Consider the following 3,363-nt stretch of genomic DNA (forward strand, 5'->3'; position numbering starts at 1 on the left):
GGCGGGTGGGCCGGGGGGGCGAATCGGTCTTTCACCCGCGCCCTCTTGTGGGGGGGGGCCGGGCGGGGCCCCCCCCCGCCCCCGGTGCCCCCGCGGGGGGGGGCGAAGCGCCGCCCCCCCCCGCGGAGTCACAGAGGGGTGAGGGAGCGGTGTCCCTCACCGGAGGGCTCAGCCCTCGTTCGCCTGGCCGGCGATGCTGGCCTTACGGGTCGTCATGGCAACGGACATAGTGATCAACTCCTTCCGGGCCCCTCAGGGCGTGGATTTCCCGCTGCCCGCGGGGTGCGGGGAACGGAAGTCTGTGCGCGCGGGCGGCCCGTGCGGCCTGTCAGACCCGGCCGGATCGCGCCGCCCGGCCGACTCGGCCGCCTCGCGCAGCTCGTCCAGGGAGAGAGCCAGCTGTGCGACGGCGTCGTGCCAGGTGCGGCTGGGGTCACCTGTGGCGAGGGTGAGCAGCTCCGCCGGCTTCCGGGTGTCGCCCAGCCGCAGCATCTCCGTCAGCCGGTCACCCACGCCGGGCGGATCGGCCTCGAAGTGGCGCAGCAGCGTGAGCGCGGACAACTGCCCGTACACATAGGCGTAGTTGGAGCCTGGCGTGGTGAAGAGGGGCTCCAGATAGCTCCACCACAGGCGGTACCCCTCGGTCAGGCGGACCGCGGGGCCGTAGAGGCGGTCATGCCCTTCGGTCCACAACTCGCCCATGCGGTCCGCGTCCAGGGCCTCACCGTCGCGCACCCGCTCGTGCAGGGCCACCTCGAACCGGTGCAGCGCCGCATGCCGGCCGATCGCGACCATCTGGTCTGCCAGCCAGCGCGCCAGCCGGCGCAGCCGTACCGCGGGGTCCGCCGTACCGGCCAGCGGCTGCCGCACGGCAAGCCCCTCACAGAACAAGGCGAAGGTTTCGGCCATGACGGGGGCCGGGGTGGCTGCCAGATAGGGCTGACCGGCGGCGAGCTGGAGAGAGACGGCGTGCCCGGTCTCGTGGACGAGGGTCAGTACGTCCCTGGGCATTCCGCGGAAATTCATGGAAACGCAGGGGAGCTGTCCCGGAATGGTCTGAGTGAATGCGCTCCTGCTTTTCCCGGGGCTCGGTACGGCGTCAATCCTGCCGCTGTCGAAAAGAGTGCGGGCCGAATCGGCGGCCGTCGGCGATATGGATTCCATCACGGATATCGCGACGGCCACAGCTTCGGCCCATGTGGTTCCGGTCGACGGCGGCACGAGGGGCGCGTATCTGTCGTAGTCGGCGAAGTCACCGACTCCCAGGATTTCGCGCTTCAGGGTGTAATAGGAGTGGATCAGCGGAAGGCATTCGTCCGCAGCAGTCAGCAGTCAGCAGTCAGCAGTCCGTCGACCTCGGCCCGCGACACCTGGTCGAACAGGCGCCGCTCCCGCAGCCAGTCGGTGCCCCGGATGGCGGCCCGGGTCTCGCTGTCCGCCACCGTCATCGATAGGGCGAAGGCGCGCAGCCCGGCCCGGTCGGCGAGCGCCGCCCCGATGGCCGCGTGGGTCGCCTTCCGGGCGTCGCGGTCCGCCTCGTACAGGCCGGGAAGCGCCTCGGCGACGCTGCGCGGAGCACCGCCGTCCAGCTTTACGGAGAGGTCGCGCAGGAGCTGCTGGGAGAGCCGTTCCCATCCTTCGCCGCCGGTCGGCAGCAGCCGGGCCAGTATGGATTCCTGCACGTCAGGAAGGTTTCCGGCGCTTGCCGCCCGTACCTTGCCGAGGAAGTTCGCGTAGGGGCCCAGGCCGTCGGGGGCCTCGGGCAGGGCGCCCAGTCCGGTTTCGAAGAAGGCCAGGGTCGAGGCCAGTTCGGCCCAGGCCCGGTCGCAGCGGGACAGCAGCGCGAGCGCCCGGGGGCGCAGTGCCGTGTCGGTCTGCAGCAGCTCGCCGTAGCAGGAGGCTTCCTGGATCCGGGCGACGCAGTGCTCGTAACGCCGGATGGCGGTCCGTAAGGAAGGCGCGTCAAGACCGGACAGGGCGCCGGCGTAGTCGGCCGCCATCTTCTGCGCTTCGCGGAGCGGCTCGCTCAGTAACGCGTCCACCACCGCGGAATCCGGGTCGGGGAAGAGGGAGGCGACGTCCCAGTGCGGCACCGCGGAATGCAGTACTGAATGATCCGGTACCGAATAATCCGCTACTGAATTCTGAGCGGCTGGGGAGTTTTTACCGTGCGTCGGCATCCATCCTCCTTTCAAGCCCATCCGTGCTGGCTGTCAACTGAGCGCCGAGAACAGAAATACAGAGAGAGCGACTTGGAGGATCTCCGCCGGGACTGCCTGACTTTTCAACCGGCGGCAGGAGGACAATAGGCAGGGGGTTGTACGGGCGTCAAGGGTCTGTTCCGGAAAGGCTTGTACCCGCCGTTTCGGCCGGGCCGGCGCGAGGTCTGGGGCTGTACTTCGCGCACAGCACAGCGCCCCGCACAGGGGTGCGGGGCGCTGTCGGGAACGGCCGGGCCTCTGGCAGCCTCTGCGGCAACGGTCCATCCCGACGGACGTAACATCCTCATCCGTTGCCAGAAGCCGGCTACAAGCGGCTCTTCTTCAGTTCAGCTTTTGACGACCCAAGTGGATTGCGACCTGTTGCTGGGGCGAACGCCGCACATAACCTTGCCGCTGACCTCCTTGAAGTACCCACACCCTGCGGAACCGATGGAGGTAGAGGAGTTGATTTTCAGGCTGCTGAACATCATTACCTGCGCCTTGGAGCATCCTCGCCCATAGGCCGGCTTGTTCTTGCCGGAATGCGCGAGGCAGTCACCGCCGTACGGGTTCACGATAGTCGCGAGCTTCGAACCCATGTTGGCCCAGCGCTGCTTGTTCGTGTTCTTGCATGCAGCCAGGGTGACCTTCTTGTCGAGCCCGTTGAACTGCAGACACTTGCCGGTCGCCTTGTTCACCAGGTGAACAGAGCCCCACGCCTGTGCTGGTGAGGCCGGGCCGAACGCGGTGAGCGCGAGCGTGGCCACGCCGGTGGTGATGCCGATCTTGCTGATTGTCTTCACTGCTGGTTCCCCCTGTTTCGGATGGCAACCTATGGTCGACGGAGAGTATTGCATCGGCGCTTGGCGTCACGAAAGCGATTTGAGGGGGAATTGAGATTGCCCTGCGACCGGACGACATCAACCCGCTGGGCGGAGTGCGGAGGGCGGGCCGTTCCTCGAATATCGAAGTGGGTGGGCCGCACAAAGGGTGCTGATGTCCTGTGAGAGCCATGCAAAGGGCCGCGGAAATACGTGAGGGCGCCCCCCCGCGCCACCCCCGGGGCGCCCCCCCCACCCGGGGGAAACGCCCCAACGGGGGGGGGGGGGGGGGGCCGGAGGGGGGGGGCGCCGCCCGGGGTTTACCCCGAGTGCGGCCCGGC

Annotated in this window: 3 protein-coding genes; all 3 read right to left on the reverse strand. The window is 68.4% G+C overall.

The features are described from left to right. Nucleotides 1–252: 252 nt before the first annotated feature. On the reverse strand, nt 253–1,164 hold the full coding sequence (locus tag ACFXBC_RS20230) for a M3 family metallopeptidase (RefSeq protein WP_385025878.1): 912 nt from the start codon (nt 1,162–1,164) through the stop codon (nt 253–255). Nucleotides 1,165–1,325: 161 nt separating this feature from the next. After that, complete coding sequence (locus tag ACFXBC_RS20235) at nt 1,326–2,093, reverse strand: hypothetical protein (protein ID WP_385025881.1); 768 nt, start codon at nt 2,091–2,093, stop codon at nt 1,326–1,328. Between the two features lie 455 nt (nt 2,094–2,548). After that, on the reverse strand, nt 2,549–3,004 hold the full coding sequence (locus ACFXBC_RS20240; protein WP_385025884.1) for an RICIN domain-containing protein: 456 nt from the start codon (nt 3,002–3,004) through the stop codon (nt 2,549–2,551). Nucleotides 3,005–3,363 lie beyond the last annotated feature (359 nt).

This window comes from Streptomyces sp. NPDC059398 (assembly GCF_042751845.1).
Classification (GTDB): Bacteria; Actinomycetota; Actinomycetes; order Streptomycetales; family Streptomycetaceae; genus Streptomyces.

Excerpts from the sequence above, each read along its gene's own strand:
- ACFXBC_RS20230 (WP_385025878.1), bottom strand. The coding sequence starts at position 1,164 with ATGGAATCCATATCGCCGACGGCCGCCGATTCGGCCCGCACTCTTTTC.